Raw genomic sequence first — 14893 nt, forward strand, 5'->3', positions numbered from 1 at the left:
GCCATGAACCTCCCAGCGGGCAACGCCCGGTTCGGGTTCATCGGCTGATTGCGGCAACCGTCCCCTCCGTCCGGACGCGCCAGACCGACGGTCCCGGACCTCGGTCGGAGCTGCGACCGCCAACCTTGCTTTGGGCTCGAACGTGCAACCATGACCTCACCCACGCGATCTCCACCTGCGTTTCGCGCGCCCAGCTCGCGCCTGCTTGCGGCCGTCGGCTGCGCCGCGATCGGACTGCTCCTGGCGGGCTGCGAGCAGAAGACCGCCGCGACGGCGCCTCCGGCCAGGGTGGTGCGAACCGAGGTGGTCAAGCTGTCGGAGCGGCGGCAATCGATCACCCTGACCGGCGACGTCCAGGCGCGCGTGCTCGCCGACCTGTCGTTCCGGGTCAGCGGTCGCGTCACCGAGCGGCTCGTCGAGGTCGGCGCGCACGTCAAGGCCGGGCAGCTGCTGGCCAAGATCGATCCGGCCGAGCAACAGGCCGACCTTGATTCCGCGGAGGCCGCCGTGGCGGCTGCGGAATCGCAGGTGAAAGTCGCGACCTCCAATTTCAACCGCCAGCAGACGCTGATCTCGAGCGGCTTCACGACACGCGCGACCTTCGACCAGGCGCAGGAGACGCTGCGCACGGCCGAAGGCTCGTTGGAGGCCGCCAAGGCCCAGCGCGACACCGCGAAGGACGCCCTGACCTTCACCGAGCTGCGCGCCGACGCCAGCGGCACCATCACCGCGCGCAACATCGAGGTCGGCCAGGTCGCCCAGGCCGCGCAGTCGGTGTTCACGCTGGCGCATGACGGCGACCGTGACGCCGTGATCGACGTCTACGAGGCGGCGCTGTCGCTGAAGTTCGACGATACCAAGGTGGCGCTGGCGCTGCTCTCGGACCCCTCGGTCACAGCCAAGGGCACCGTGCGCGAGGTGTCGCCGACCATCGATCCCAAATCCGGCACCGTCCGCGTCAAGATCGCGATCGAAAATCCGCCGCCGGAGATGACCCTCGGCAGCGCCGTCAGCGCCACCGGCTTCATCAAGCCGGAGCAGCGCATCGTGCTGCCATGGAGTGCGCTGACCGCCGCCGGCAAGACACCGGCGGTCTGGCTGGTGAACGCCGCGAACAAGACCGTCTCGCTCAAGCCGATCAAGATCGAGGACTATGAGACCGGCGCCATCGTCGTCTCCGCCGGGCTGCAACCGGGCGACCGTGTCGTCACCGACGGCGGCAAGCTGCTGAGCGTCGGACAACAGATCACATTCAACGAGGAGACGCGGTCGTGATGACGCCGATGCGTTGGGCCATTCCGCTTCTCGCGCTTGCTCTGCTCGCCGGCTGCAACGACAAGGCCGCGGCCCCTGAGCCGGTTCGGCCGGTGCTGTCGATGAAGGTCGAGCCGCAGGCCGCCAACGGCTCGGCCGTCACCGGCACGATCGAGCCGCGCTACAAGGCCGATCTCAGCTTCCGCGTGCTGGGACGGCTGATCGCGCGGCCCGTCTTCGTCGGCGACATGGTCAAGCAGGACCAGGTGGTGGCCGCGATCGATCCCGCCGCGCTCGAGCTCGCGGTCCGCGCCTCCGCCGCCGAGGTGTCGCGCAGCCAGGCGCAGCTGACCAATGCGACCGGCACCGAAGGACGGCAGCGCACGCTGCTGGAGACCGATGCGACGACCAAGGCCACGCTGGAAAGCGCCGAGCAGTCGCGCGCGGCTGCACAGGCCTCGGTGATCAAGGCGCAATCCAATCTTGCCAAGGCACGAGAGCAGCTCGGCTACGCCCGGCTGAAGGCGGATTTCGCGGGCATCGTCACCGCGGTGGGCGCGGAAGTCGGACAGGTCGTCTCGCCGGGCGTGAGCGTCGTCACCGTGGCGCGGCCCGATGTGCGCGAGGCGGTCATCGATGTCGGCGACGACATCGCCAGCGGCCTGCAGGCGGGCACACCGTTCACGGTGCGGCTGCAGGTCGATCCGAACATCAGCGCGGCAGGCAAGGTGCGCGAGATCGCGCCGCGCGCCGACGCCACGACCCGCACGCGCCGCATCCGCATCACGCTCGACAATCCGCCGGAGAGCATGCGTCTCGGCACAACGGTCACCGCGACGCTCGACACCGAGCAGAAGACCGTCATCAGGCTGCCGCGCTCGGCCGTGCTCGAGCAGAACGACAAGAGCTTCGTCTGGCTGGTCGACGCCGCCAGCAAGACCGTCAAGCGACAGGAAATCACCATCGCCCGCAACGAGGACGGCAGCGTCCGCGTCACCGGCGGTCTCGAGGCCGGGCAGCGTGTCGTCACCGCCGGCGTGCACAGTCTCAAGGATGGCCAGTCCGTCCGCATCGATCAGGAAGCTCAGCCGTGAAGTCCTTCAATCTCTCCGACTGGGCGCTCGAGCACCGCTCGCTCGTCTGGTATTTCATGATCGCCTTCATGGCGGCGGGGCTCTACTCCTACCTGCATCTCGGCCGCGAGGAGGATCCCTCCTTCACCATCAAGACGATGCTGATCCAGGCCAAATGGCCGGGTGCCTCCGCCGAGGAGATGACGCGCCAGGTCACCGACCGCATCGAGAAGAAGCTCGAGGAGCTGCCGGCGCTCGACTACACCAAGAGCCTGACCGTGCCCGGCCAGACCACCGTGTTCGTCAATTTGCGCGACACGACGAAGGCGCGCGACGTCGTGCCGACCTGGCTGCAGGTGCGCAACCTCATCAACGACATCAAGGGCGACTTCCCCTCGGGCGTGATCGGACCCGGCTTCAACGACCGCTTCGGCGACGTGTTCGGCAACATCTACGCCTTCACCAGCGACGGATTGAGCCAGCGCCAGCTGCGCGACCGCGTCGAGGAGGTTCGCGCCAAGGTGCTGACCGTGCCCAATGTCGGCCGCGTCGACATCGTCGGCGCGCAGAACGAGGTGATCTATCTCGAATTCTCGCCGCGCAAGGTCGCCGCGCTGGGCATCGACCAGCGCACCATCCTGACCGCCCTGCAGGCCCAGAACGCGGTGTCGCCGTCCGGCGTGCTGCAGGCGGGCCCGGAGCGCGTCGCGGTGCGGGTCTCCGGCCAGTTCACCTCGGAGGACAGCCTCAAGGCGATCAATTTGCGCATCAACGATCGCTTCTTCCCGCTCACCGACGTCGCCACCATCACGCGCGGCTACGAGGATCCGCCGACGTCGCTGTTCCGCTTCAACGGCCAGCCTGCGATCGGCCTTGCCATCGGCATGAAGGCCGGCGCCAACCTGCTCGATTTCGGCGAGGCGCTGAAGGAGGAGATGACCAAGGTCATCGCCGACCTGCCGGTCGGCGTCGGCGTGCATCTCGTCTCCGATCAGCCGAAGATCGTCGAGGAAGCGGTCGGCGGCTTCACCAAGGCGCTGTACGAGGCCGTCATCATCGTGCTCGCGATCAGCTTCGTCAGCCTCGGCGTGCGCGCCGGCCTCGTCGTCGCGATCTCGATTCCGCTGGTGCTCGCGATCACCTTCCTGGTCATGGCCTATACCGGCATTTCCCTGCAGCGCATCTCGCTCGGCGCGCTGATCATCGCGCTCGGCCTGCTGGTCGACGACGCCATGATCGCGGTCGAGATGATGGTGGCGCGGCTCGAAGTGGGAGACAGCCTGCGCAAGGCGGCGACCTACGTCTACACCTCCACGGCCTTCCCGATGCTGACGGGAACGCTGGTGACGGTGGCCGGCTTCATTCCGATCGGCCTCAACAACAGCGCCGCCGGCGAGTTCACCTTCACGCTGTTCGTCGTCATCGCGGTGTCGCTGGTCGTATCGTGGATCGTGGCCGTGCTGTTCACGCCGCTGCTCGGCGTCACCATTCTCCCCGCCTCGCTGCCGAGCCATCATGCCGAGGGCGGCCGGCTGACGCGGGTGTTCCGTGCGATGCTGAAGGCCTGCATGCAGCATCGCTGGACCACGATCGTCGCCACGGTGCTGGTCTTCGGGCTCTCGGTGTTCGGCATGCGCTTCGTGCAGCAGCAGTTCTTCCCCTCCTCCGACCGCAACGAGCTCGTCATCGACTTCAACCTGCCGCAGAATTCCTCGATCGCGGAGACCAATGCGCAGATGGCGCAGTTCGAGCAGGAGGCGCTGAAGGGCAATCCCGACATCGACCATTGGTCGACCTATGTCGGCTCCGGTGCGCAGCGCTTCGTGCTGTCGTTCGACGTGCAGCCGGCCGACGTGTCGTTCGGCCAGATCATCATCGTCACCAAGAGCCTCGAGGCGCGCGACCGCGCCCGCGGCAAGCTGCAGGCCTATCTGACCAAGACCTTCCCCGGCACGGATGCCTATGTGCATCTGCTCGACATCGGCCCGCCGGTCGGCCGCCCCGTGCAGTACCGCGTCAGCGGCCCCGATGTCGCCAAGGTGCGCGAGATCGCCCAGGAGGTTGCCGGCGTGATGCGCGGCAACAGCCATCTCGGCGCGGTCATCTTCGACTGGATGGAGCCCGCGCGCGTCGTCAAGGTCGACGTGCTGCAGGACAAGGCGCGTCAGCTCGGCGTCACCTCCGAGGACATTGCCAATGCGCTGAACAGCGTGCTGGACGGCACCTCGATCACGCAGGTGCGCGACGACATCTATTTGATCGACGTCCGCGGCCGCGCCCAGGCCAAGGAACGGCAGTCGCTGGAGACCTTGCGCGACCTGCAGCTGTCCGGATCGAACGGCCAGTCGATCCCGCTCGCGGCGCTGGCGACCCTGCGCTACCAGATCGAGCAGCCGGAGATCTGGCGCCGCTCACGCCAGCCGACGCTGACCCTGAAGGCCAGCGTGATCGATCAGGTGCAGCCCAACACCGTGGTCGATCAGCTCAACCCGGCGATCACGGCCTTCAACGCCAAGCTTCCGGCCGGCTACAAGGTCGTCACCGGCGGCAGCGTCGAGGAGAGCGGCAAGAGCCAGGCGCCGATCGTCGCGGTGGTGCCGATGATGCTGTTCGCGATGGCCACGATCCTGATGCTGCAGCTGCAGAGCTTCCAGCGGCTCTTCCTTGTGTTCGCGGTGGCACCGCTGGCCCTGATCGGCGTCGTCGCAGCGCTGCTGCCGAGCGGCGCGCCGCTGGGCTTCGTCGCCATCCTCGGCGTGCTCGCGCTGATCGGCATCCTGATCCGCAACTCCGTCATCCTGATCGTGCAGATCGAGCATCTGCGCGACGAAGGACGGCCGCCGTGGGAGGCGGTGATGGAGGCGACCGAGCACCGCATGCGGCCAATCATGCTGACGGCGGCCGCCGCCTCGCTCGCGCTGATCCCGATCGCGCGCGAGGTGTTCTGGGGGCCGATGGCCTATGCCATGATGGGCGGCATCATCGTCGGCACCGTGCTGACGCTGCTGTTCCTGCCGGCGCTCTACGTCGCCTGGTTCCGCATCAAGGCCCCGGAGAAGGATGCCTCGCCCGAGGCCACGCCGCACGGCGCCTGACGCCCGGCGAATCGCGGATAATTGCGTGGGATAAGCCGTCCGCGTGGGTTAAACGCCACGCGGCGGCCGGTTAGATTCGGTCTCCATGGAGAGATGCGAATCATGACCGATCCCCAGATCGTCTGCCCCTCCTGCCGCACCGAGATCAAGCTGACCGAGCAGCTCGCCGCGCCCCTGATCGCGGAGACGCGCCGGCAGTTCGAGAAGCAGCTCCAGGCGAAGGAGGCCGATTTCGGCCGTCGCGAGGCGCAGCTCAAGGCAGCGCAGGAGCAGATCGCGCAGGCCAAGGCCGCGATCGATCAGCAGGTCGCCGCCAAGCTGAAGGCCGAGCGTGCGGCCATCGCGCAAGCGGAGGCCGAGAAGGCGCGCCAGGCCGTCGCCGACGAGATGGGCAATCGCGACCGCCAGCTCGCCGAGCTGCACGAGGCCATCGTCAGCAAGGACGCCAAGCTCGCCGATGCGCAGAAGGCGCAGGCCGAGATGATGCGCAAGCAGCGCGAGCTCGACGAGGCCCGTCGCGAGCTCGATCTCACCATCGAGACCAAGGTGCAGGAGTCGCTGGTTGCCGTGCGCGACAAGGCCCGGCTCGAGGCGGAGGAGTCGCTGAAGGCCAAGGTCGCCGAGAAGGAGACCCAGATCGCCGGCATGCAGCGCCAGATCGAGGAGCTTCGCCGCAAGGCCGAGCAAGGCTCGCAGCAGCTGCAGGGCGAGGCGCTGGAGATCGAGCTGGAGTCGCAGCTGCGCGCGCGCTTTCCGCGCGACCTCGTCGAGCCCGTGCCGAAGGGCGAGTTCGGCGGCGACGTCATCCATCGCGTGGTCGGCCCAGGCGGCCAGGCCTGCGGCGCGATCCTGTGGGAATCCAAGCGCACCAAGAACTGGAGCGATGGCTGGCTCGTCAAGCTGCGCGACGACCAGCGCGCGGCCAAGGCCGACATCGCGCTGATCGTCTCGACCGCGTTGCCCAAGGGTGTCGACGGCTTCGACCTCATCGACGGCGTCTGGGTCGCCGAGCCGCGCTTCGCGCTGCCGCTGTCGCTCGCCCTACGACAGTCCTTGATCGACGTCGCCTGCAGCAAGCTCGCGCAGGAGGGCCAGCAGACCAAGATGGAGATGGTTTACGCCTATCTCACCGGGCCGCGATTCCGCCACCGCATCGACGCCATTGTCGAGCGCTTCACCGAGATGCAGTCGGATCTCGACCGCGAGCGCAAGACCATGATGCGTCTCTGGGCCAAGCGCGAAGAGCAGCTGCGCGGCGTGCTGGATTCGACGGCCGGACTGTACGGCGACTTGCAGGGCATCGCCGGTCGCGCGATGCAGGAGATTGAGAGCCTCGACGTGCTGCTGATCGAGGGCAAGAGCCAGGCGGCGGAGTAGTCGGCGCGCCCGCCCTGCTCCCGTCTGATGCAGACGCGCTAATCCGGCGCGCGCAGGCGATAGCCGATGCCGGTCTCGGTCAGCACGAATTGCGGCCGCTCGGGGTCCGCCTCGATTTTCTGCCGGAGCTGGCGGACATAGACGCGCAGATATTGGGCGTCGGTGAGCTCATCCCACAATTCCTTGAGCAGGAAGCGATGTGTCAGCACCTTGCCGGCGTGCTGCACCAGCACGCGCAGCAGGTCGTATTCCTTCGGCGACAGCTTGATCTCGCGCTCGCCGAGCTTGACGATGCGGCGCACGAGATCGACCGAGAGATCACCGGTGCGGAACACCGGGCGCTCGCCCTGCGCCTGCAGCTGATGACGCAGCGCGGCGCGCAGCCGCGCCAGCAGCTCGTCCATGCCGAACGGTTTTGTCACGTAGTCGTCGGCGCCGAGATCGAGGGCCTTGACCTTGCCGGCCTCGTCGCCGCGGCTCGACAACACGACGATCGGAATGCTGTCGTTGCGCGCCCGGATGGTGCGCAGCAGCTCGTGACCGTCGATGTCGGGCAGCCCCAAATCGAGAATGATCAGGGCGGGACCTTCCGCGAGTTTTTCCAGCGCGACCTTGCCGCTCGGCGCCTCCAGGATCTCATAGCCCTGCGTCGCCAGCCCCATCCGCAACAACTTGCGGATCGGCGGCTCGTCGTCGATCGCCAGGACCTTGATGGGAGCGCCTGTCATGCGGCCGTGTCCAGGGGTCTGGCCTGCGCCGGCACCGGCAGGCGGATGGTGAGGATGGCGCCGCGCCGATCGGTGCGGTTGCCGGCGAAGATGCGGCCGTGCATCGCCTCGATGAAACCGCGCGAGATCGCAAGTCCCAATCCGGTGCCGGGCCGCACCTGGTCGCCCTTCTGCACGCGATAGAACTTGTCGAACACGTGCTCGACCTCATCAGCGGGAATGCCGTCGCCTTCGTCACGGATGTCGAGCACGACCCAGTTGCCGTCCCTGATGGCGCGGATCGCGATCGACGTGTCGGCCGGGGCGTACTTCGCGGCATTGTCGAGCAGGTTGAACAGCACCTGCTCGAACAGCACGGCATCGACCTCGACCATCGGCAGGTCGGCCGTCATTTCGAGCGACACGTGGTGGCCGGCGAGGATCTTGCTCGCCCGCCGCAACGCGCTGCCGACGATCTCGCCGATATCATGCAGCGCCGCGTTCGGCACGATCGCGCCGGACTCGAGTTTCGTCATGTCGAGCAGATTGGCGATGAAGCGGTTCAGCCGCTCGGACTCGTCGATGACGGTGGCCAGCAGGTCGAGCTTCTCCTTGTCCGAAAGCCGCGTCGCGAGATCGCGCATCGTCGAGGCGGCGCCGAGCACCGAGGCGAGCGGCGTCTTGAGGTCGTGCGAGATCGAGGTCAAGAGCGCCGAGCGCAGCCGGTCCTGCTCCATGGTGCGCTTGACCTTGTCCATGTCCTCGACCAGCAGCACCCGCTCGATCGCGAGCGCGCCCTGATCGACCAGCGCGTCGAGCAGCCGGCGCTGGTCGGGCGTCAGCAGCGGCCCGCTGCGATCATCGTCGATGCCGATGACGCCGATCGAGCCGCGCCCCGTGCGCATCGGCAGGAACAGGCGCTTGGCGCCCGGTAGCGTGTCGGACCCGCGGCCGGCCGCGCGGTCGTTGCTCCACGCCCAGCTCGCCGCCGCGAGATCGGCATCGTCGAGCTGATCCTCCGGCGGATAGCCCGCCATCACCGTGAGCCTGCCATCCTGCGGCAGCAGCAGCACGACGCGGACCTTCAGCATGAGCGCAGCCTGATAGGCCGTGGCCCACAGCACGTCATCGAGGGTCGCGGTGCCGGCAAGCTTCCGGCTGAAGGCATAGAGCTGCTCGGTGGTCCGGACGCGGTAGGTGGCGGCGTCAGCCTGAACGCGCACGCGCGCGGCAACATTGGACACCAGGATCGCGATCAGCATGAAGAAGAAGAATGCACCGATGTTGGTCGGATCGGTGATCGTGAACGTATACAGCGGCGGCAGGAAGAAGAAGTTGTAGCAGAGCGAGGCGGCGAGGCTCGCCAGCAGTGACGGCCACAGACCATAGCGCGCGGCGACGCCGACCACCGCCGTGAGGAACACCAGATCGACGTTCTCGATACCGAAGAAGGGTTGAATCAGCTCGGCCAAACCGAGCCCGACGGCCGTGATCAGCAGCGCCTTCAGATAGGGCTTCGGCTGCAGCGGCTCGCTGCGCGGGCGCGTCTGCACCGAGGTGCCCGCGGCGTCCGGCGCCTCCTCGCCGGCGATGACGTGGATGCTGATGTTCCCGGCGCGCCGGACGAGATCATGCACCACCGAGCCCCTGATCATCTCGAACAGGCGAGAACGGCTGGACTTGCCGATAATGATCTGGGTGACGTTATTGGACTGCGCAAAGCCGATGATGTCGTCAGCGATGCGACGGCCGACGCCGGGGATCGTCAGCGCCTCAGCGCCGAGGCTCTCCGCCAGCCGCAGCGTGTCGGCGAGCCGGTCGCGCTGCTTGTCGGTGAGTTGGAGATTGCGCCGGGTCTCGATCGTCACCGCGGTCCATGGCGCATGGACGCGGTCGGCAAGCCGTTTGGTGTAGCGCACGAGGCTCATCGCGCGCGGATCTTCCGACACGCAGACGAGAATGCGCTCGCCGGCGGCCCAGGGCCCGGCGATGGCGTTGGCCTGCATGTGGGTGAGCAGTTGCTCGTCGACGCGCTCGGCGGTCCGGCGCAGCGCCAGCTCGCGCAGCGCGGTCAGGTTGCCGGGCGAGAAATAGTGCTCCAGCGCACGCTCGGCCTGCTTGGGCACATAGACCTTGCCCTCCTTCAGCCGCTGGATCAGATCGTCGGGGGTGAGATCGATCAGCTCGATGGCATCGGCGCGGTCGAGGATCGAGTCCGGCACGGTCTCGCGCACGCGCACATGGGTGATCTGGGCGACGACGTCGTTCAGGCTCTCGATGTGCTGGACGTTGACCGCCGTGTAGACATCGATGCCGTGCGACAGCAGTTCCTCGACGTCGAGATAGCGCTTGGGATGCCGGCTGCCGGCGACGTTGGTGTGCGCGAGCTCGTCGACGATCGCGAGCCTCGGCCGCCGCGCAATCACGGCGTCGAGGTCCATCTCCTCGACGACCTGGTCCTTGTAGGAGATGCGCTTGCGCGGGATGACCTCGAGGCCGCGCACCAGCGCCTCGGTCTCGATGCGGCCATGGGTCTCGACGAAGCCGATGACGACGTCGACGCCGGCCCTCATCCTGGCATGCGCGCTCGACAGCATCTCGTAGGTCTTGCCGACGCCGGGCGCGGCGCCGACGAAGATCTTGAGCTTGCCGGCAGGACTATCCTCCCGCCGGGCCGCTTCGAGCAGGGCCTCCGGCGAGGGACGTTGGTCAGGATCGCGGCGTTGCTGGGCCATGCGGCATTATAGACGGAGGGACCTCGGCGCCAAGGCCAGGGCGTAGAGCGGCCTCATTGCGCCTTGGCGGCGTCGAGCGCCAGATTGAGCGCAAGCACGTTAACGCGGGGTTCGCCAAGCAGCCCGATCAGCCGCCCTTCCGTCGTGCTCGCAACCAGCGCCCGCACGCGATCCTCGGGAATGCCGCGCGCTCTGGCCACCCGCGGCACCTGGAACAGCGCTGCCTCCGGCGAGATGTCAGGGTCGAGCCCGCTCGCCGACGTGGTCACCAGGTCGACCGGTACGGCCTGCGCGGGATTCTCGGCCTTGAGCTTGTCGACGTCCTCCTTGACACGATCGGCGAGCGCCTTGCTGGTCGGGCCGAGATTGGAGCCTGCGGAATTGGCGGCGTTGTAGGGCGCCGGCACGGTCTTGGTGGCATCGTTCGGATCGGCGGCCGAGGTCGCGGACGGACGGCCATGGAAGTATCTGTCGTCCTTGAACTCCTGGCCGATCAGCGCCGAGCCGATCACCTGGCCGTTGCGCGTGATGAGACTGCCTTCGGCCTGCGCCGGAAACACGAGGCCGGCGACGGCGGTCATGGCGAGCGGATAGAGCAGGCCCGTGATGAGCGTGAGGGCGAGCAGGACGAAGACGGCGGGACGGATTTCTTTGAGCATTGTGTATCTCCGAGTTCTCGGCCGTCATTGCGAGGAGCGAAGCGACGAAGCAATCCAGAGTCGTGTAGGTCGAGACAGTTCTGGATTGCTTCGCTTCGCTCGCAATGACGGCGGTTAGGCTTCAGGCCAGATGCAAGGCGGTCACGATCAAATCGATCGCCTTGATGCCGATGAAGGGGATGATGATGCCCCCTAAGCCGTAGATCAGCATGTTGCGGCCGAGCAGCGCGCCGGCGCCGATGGCGCGGTAGGCGACACCCTTCAGCGCCAGCGGAATCAGCGCGATGATGACGAGCGCGTTGAAGATGATCGCCGACAGGATCGCGCTCTGCGGGCTGGCGAGATTCATGACGTTCAGCACGTTGAGCTGCGGATAGAACGCCAGGAACATCGCCGGGATGATGGCAAAGTACTTGGCGACGTCATTGGCGATCGAGAACGTGGTCAGCGCGCCCCGCGTCATCAGCAACTGCTTTCCGATCTCGACGACCTCGATCAGCTTGGTCGGGTTGGAGTCGAGGTCGACCATGTTGCCGGCCTCGCGCGCCGCCTGCGTGCCGGTGTTCATGGCGACGCCGACATCAGCCTGCGCCAGCGCCGGCGCGTCGTTGGTGCCGTCGCCGCACATCGCCACCAGCTTGCCCTTGGCCTGCTCGTCGCGGATCAGCTTGAGCTTGTCCTCGGGCGTCGCCTGCGCCAGGAAGTCGTCGACGCCGGCTTCGGCAGCGATCGCGGCCGCGGTCATCGGGTTGTCGCCGGTGATCATGATGGTGCGAATGCCCATGCGGCGCAGCTCGGCGAAGCGCTCCCGGATGCCGCCCTTGACGATGTCCTTGAGCTGGATGACGCCGAGCAGGCGCCCGTCCCTGGCGACCGCGAGCGGCGTGCCGCCGGACTTGGCGATCTCGTCGGCGATCCCGCGGATCTCGCGGGCGAGCTCGCTTTCAGCCGGTTGGATCGCGCGCACCGTGTTACCGGAGGCAACCTGCGTGGTGCCGCCACTGAGATAGCTCAGGATCGCATCGACCGCGCCCTTGCGCACCGTCGAGCCACCGGCATCGACACCGCTCATGCGGGTCTGCGCCGTGAACGGCACGAAGTTCGCGCCGAGCTCGGCCATGTCGCGGCCGCGGATGCCGTATTTCTCCTTGGCGAGCACGACGATCGAGCGCCCCTCCGGCGTCTCGTCGGCGAGCGAGGCGAGCTGCGCGGCGTCGGCCAGCTCCTGCTCGCTCACGCCCCTGACCGGCCGGAACGCCGTCGCCTGGCGGTTGCCGAGCGTGATGGTGCCGGTCTTGTCGAGCAAGAGCGTATCGACGTCGCCGGCGGCCTCGACGGCGCGGCCGGACATCGCCAGCACGTTGAAGCGCACCAGGCGATCCATGCCGGCGATGCCGATCGCCGACAGCAGCGCGCCGATCGTGGTCGGAATCAACGTCACGAACAGCGCCACCAGCACGACGACCGAGATCGAGCCGCCGGCATAGGCGGCATAGCTCGGGATCGTGACCGTCGCGAACACGAAGATGATGGTGAGGCCGGCAAGCAGGATGTTCAGCGCGATCTCGTTCGGCGTCTTCTGCCGCTCGGCGCCCTCGACCAGCTTGATCATGCGGTCGATGAAGGTCGATCCCTGCGCGGCCGTGATGCGCACGCGGATCCAGTCCGACAGCACCTGCGTGCCGCCGGTCACCGCCGAGCGGTCGCCGCCGGATTCGCGAATGACCGGCGCGGACTCGCCGGTGATGGCGGCCTCGTTCACCGAGGCGACGCCTTCGATCACCTCGCCGTCCGAGGGAATCGTGTCCCCCGCCTCGACCAGCACGATGTCGCCGACCTTGAGGCTCGTGCCCGGGATGAGCTTGTAGCTGTGATCGGACGTCCCAGAGCCGGTCAGCAGCTTGGCCTGGCTCTCGGTACGGGTCTTGCGCAGCGAATCCGCCTGCGCCTTGCCGCGCCCTTCGGCGACGGCCTCGGCGAAATTGGCGAACAGCACGGTGAACCACAGCCAGAGAATGATCTGGAAGGTGAAGCCGAGATTGGCCCCGCCGGTGACGACGTCGCGCAGGAAGATCACCGTGGTGAGCGCGGCGACGACCTCGACCACGAACATCACGGGGTTCTTGATCATCAGCCGCGGATCGAGCTTGACGACCGCGGCCTTGATGGCCGGCAGCACGATCTTGGCATCGAGCATCGTCGACATCGACGAGCGCGCCTGCAGTTTGACGGTTTCCATGGAGGTTGCTCCGAGATCAGAACACGGTGCCGGCGGTCATCGCGAGATGCTCGACGATCGGACCCAAGGCGAGAGCGGGAAAGAAGGTGAGGCCGCCGATGATCAGGATGACGCCGACGACCAGGCCGACGAACAGGCCGCCGGTCGTCGGCAAGGTACCGGCCGACGGCGGGATCGACTTCTTCTCGGCCAGCGAGCCGGCGATCGCCATCGCCGGGATGATCATGAAGAAGCGGCCGACGAACATCGAGGAGGCGAGCGTCAGATTGTAGAAGAAGGTGTTGCCGGTGAGGCCGCCGAAGGCCGAGCCGTTGTTGGCGGTCGCGGAGGTGAAGGCGTAGAGCACCTCGGTGAAGCCGTGCGGGCCGGCATTGGCCATCGATGCAACAGCCGACGGTAGCACCACCGCGACCGCGGTCCAGCCGAGATACATCAACGGCAGGACGAGAATCGCCAGCATAGCCATCTTGACCTCGCGGGCCTCGATCTTCTTGCCGACATATTCCGGCGTGCGCCCGACCATCAGGCCGGCGACGAAGATCGCGAGCACGACGAACAGCAGCATGCCGTAGAGGCCGGCGCCGACGCCGCCGATGATGATCTCGCCAAGCTGCATGTTGATCAGCGGGATCATGCCACCGAGCGCGGTGAAGCTGTCATGCATCGCGTTGACCGCGCCGCAGGATGCGGCCGTGGTGATCACGGCGAACAGCGAGGAGGCGACGATGCCGAAGCGGACCTCCTTGCCTTCCATGTTGCCGCCGGTCAGGCCGAGCGCGTTCAACGTCGACGTGCCATTGGCCTCGGCCCAGTAGGTGATGGCGACGCCGGCGATGAACAGCACGCCCATCACAGCAAGGATCGCCCAGCCCTGGCGCTGATTTCCGACCATGCGGCCGAACACGTTGGTGAGCGCGGCGCCGAGCGTGAAGATCGAGAGCATCTGGATGAAGTTCGACAGCGCGGTCGGGTTCTCGAACGGATGCGCGGCATTGGCGTTGAAGAAGCCGCCGCCATTGGTGCCGAGCATCTTGATCGCAACCTGCGAGGCGACCGGGCCGACCGCGATGGTCTGCTTGGCGCCCTCCAACGTCGTCGCTTCGACGTACGGCCCGAGGGTCTGCGGGATCCCCTGCGACACCAGAAACAGCGTGTAGACGATGCAGAGCGGCAGCAGCACATAGAGCGTGCAGCGCGTTACATCCACCCAGAAATTACCGACGGTGCGCGCGGATGCGCGTGAGAAGCCGCGGATCAGCGCCATCGCCAGCACGATGCCGGTTGCAGCCGACAGGAAGTTCTGGTGGGTGAGGCCGAGCATCTGCACGAGATAGGAGACCGTGCTCTCGCCGCCGTAGTTCTGCCAGTTGGTGTTGGTCAGGAAGCTGATCGCGGTGTTGAAGGAGAGATCCTCGGCGACGGCCGATTGCCCGGCCGGATTGAACGGCAGCACGGCCTGCAGCCGCATCACGCCGTAGATGATCAGGAAGCCGCCGACATGGAACAGCAGCATCGCGACCGTGTAGGTCAGCCAATGCTGCTCGCGCCGCTCGTCGACGCCGCCGATCCAGTAGATCGCGGACTCCACCGGCCGCAGCACCGGTGAGAGGAAGGTGCGCTCGCCATTGAAGACGCGCGTCATGTACCAGCCGAGCGGCTTGGTGAGCGCGACGACGACGGCGCAGTAGAGCAGGATCTGAATCCAGCCGATCACGGTCATGGGATGTTGTCCTCGAAGAGCCGACGGTCGGCGG

9 protein-coding genes are annotated in these 14893 nt (G+C 67.0%); 4 read left to right on the top strand and 5 right to left on the bottom strand.

Features of this window, described 5'->3' with window-relative positions; all coding sequences use genetic code 11:
• Window positions 1-150: 150 nt before the first annotated feature.
• The 4 genes from QX108_RS12215 to QX108_RS12230 all read left to right on the top strand — a co-directional run bounded on the left by QX108_RS12215 (window position 151) and on the right by QX108_RS12230 (window position 6799).
• Window positions 151-1275, top strand: a complete 1125-nt coding sequence (locus QX108_RS12215) for an efflux RND transporter periplasmic adaptor subunit (RefSeq protein WP_315721544.1) — start codon at window positions 151-153, stop codon at window positions 1273-1275.
• A complete protein-coding gene (locus QX108_RS12220; RefSeq protein ID WP_315721545.1) occupies window positions 1272-2348 on the top strand; it encodes an efflux RND transporter periplasmic adaptor subunit in 1077 nt (358 codons plus the stop codon). The genes QX108_RS12215 and QX108_RS12220 overlap by 4 nt, the downstream gene beginning before the upstream one ends.
• Window positions 2345-5422: an efflux RND transporter permease subunit gene (locus tag QX108_RS12225; RefSeq protein ID WP_315721546.1), complete on the top strand. Its 3078-nt coding sequence runs from the start codon at window positions 2345-2347 to the stop codon at window positions 5420-5422. The genes QX108_RS12220 and QX108_RS12225 overlap by 4 nt, the downstream gene beginning before the upstream one ends.
• A gap of 102 nt (window positions 5423-5524) precedes the next feature.
• A complete protein-coding gene (locus QX108_RS12230; protein WP_315782158.1) occupies window positions 5525-6799 on the top strand; it encodes a DUF2130 domain-containing protein in 1275 nt (424 codons plus the stop codon).
• Between the two features lie 38 nt (window positions 6800-6837).
• Here QX108_RS12230 and QX108_RS12235 read toward each other — a convergent pair whose 3' ends face one another.
• From QX108_RS12235 to kdpA, 5 genes are all read right to left on the bottom strand, one after another.
• Entirely contained in the window at window positions 6838-7527 is a 690-nt protein-coding gene (locus QX108_RS12235) for a response regulator transcription factor (RefSeq protein WP_315721548.1), read from the bottom strand.
• Complete coding sequence (locus QX108_RS12240; RefSeq protein WP_315782160.1) at window positions 7524-10241, bottom strand: sensor histidine kinase KdpD; 2718 nt, start codon at window positions 10239-10241, stop codon at window positions 7524-7526. The genes QX108_RS12235 and QX108_RS12240 overlap by 4 nt, the downstream gene beginning before the upstream one ends.
• Window positions 10242-10294: 53 nt before the next feature.
• On the bottom strand, window positions 10295-10900 hold the full coding sequence (locus QX108_RS12245; protein WP_315782162.1) for a K(+)-transporting ATPase subunit C: 606 nt from the start codon (window positions 10898-10900) through the stop codon (window positions 10295-10297).
• A gap of 121 nt (window positions 10901-11021) precedes the next feature.
• A complete protein-coding gene (gene kdpB / locus QX108_RS12250; protein ID WP_315782164.1) occupies window positions 11022-13139 on the bottom strand; it encodes a potassium-transporting ATPase subunit KdpB in 2118 nt (705 codons plus the stop codon).
• Between the two features lie 16 nt (window positions 13140-13155).
• Window positions 13156-14859, bottom strand: coding sequence for a potassium-transporting ATPase subunit KdpA (gene kdpA / locus QX108_RS12255; RefSeq protein ID WP_315782166.1), 1704 nt, complete (start codon window positions 14857-14859; stop codon window positions 13156-13158).
• Between the last annotated feature and the right edge of the window lie 34 nt (window positions 14860-14893).

Source organism: Bradyrhizobium sp. SZCCHNR1002 (assembly GCF_032381435.1).
GTDB classification, from domain to species: domain Bacteria; phylum Pseudomonadota; class Alphaproteobacteria; order Rhizobiales; family Xanthobacteraceae; genus Bradyrhizobium; species Bradyrhizobium aeschynomenes.

Excerpts from the sequence above, each read along its gene's own strand:
- QX108_RS12245 (WP_315782162.1), bottom strand. The coding sequence starts at position 10,900 with ATGCTCAAAGAAATCCGTCCCGCCGTCTTCGTCCTGCTCGCCCTCACG.
- QX108_RS12230 (WP_315782158.1), top strand. The coding sequence starts at position 5,525 with ATGACCGATCCCCAGATCGTCTGCCCCTCCTGCCGCACCGAGATCAAG.
- kdpA (WP_315782166.1), bottom strand. The coding sequence starts at position 14,859 with ATGACCGTGATCGGCTGGATTCAGATCCTGCTCTACTGCGCCGTCGTC.
- kdpB (WP_315782164.1), bottom strand. The coding sequence starts at position 13,139 with ATGGAAACCGTCAAACTGCAGGCGCGCTCGTCGATGTCGACGATGCTC.
- QX108_RS12235 (WP_315721548.1), bottom strand. The coding sequence starts at position 7,527 with ATGACAGGCGCTCCCATCAAGGTCCTGGCGATCGACGACGAGCCGCCG.
- QX108_RS12240 (WP_315782160.1), bottom strand. The coding sequence starts at position 10,241 with ATGGCCCAGCAACGCCGCGATCCTGACCAACGTCCCTCGCCGGAGGCC.
- QX108_RS12215 (WP_315721544.1), top strand. The coding sequence starts at position 151 with ATGACCTCACCCACGCGATCTCCACCTGCGTTTCGCGCGCCCAGCTCG.